Here is a 490-nt window from a genome sequence, read left to right as displayed (position 1 = left end):
CATGCAAACGTAACTCGCCGGTTCATTCTACAAAAGGCACGCCATCACCCATAGATCGGGCTCTGACTTCTTGTAAGCACACGGTTTCAGGTTCTATTTCACTCCCCTTCCGGGGTGCTTTTCACCTTTCCCTCACGGTACTGCTTCACTATCGGTCACCAGGGAGTATTTAGCCTTAGCAGATGGTCCTGCCAGATTCCCACGGGGTTTCACGTGACCCGCGGTACTCGGGATCCGTCTCGGAGGTCCTCCACTTTCGTCTACAGGGCTATTACCTGCTATGGCCGGCCTTTCCAGACCTGTTCGACTAATCGAGAACTTTGTAACTCCATGTGAGACGTCCCACAACCCCAGAGAGCAAGCTCTCTGGTTTAGGCTCTTCCGCGTTCGCTCGCCGCTACTTACGGAATCACTATTGTTTTCTCTTCCTGAGGGTACTTAGATGTTTCAGTTCCCCTCGTATGCCATCTTACACCCTATGTATTCAGGT

General features: G+C 51.8%; 1 rRNA gene. It reads right to left on the bottom strand.

What is annotated here, in order from left to right:
• Positions 1 to 490, bottom strand: a 23S ribosomal RNA gene (locus ACXX53_RS23115); the annotation flags it as partial.

It is taken from the genome of Paenibacillus marinisediminis, assembly GCF_054343325.1.
Note: the sequence above shows the minus strand (reverse complement) of the source record. Positions and strands in the feature narration are given on the sequence as shown.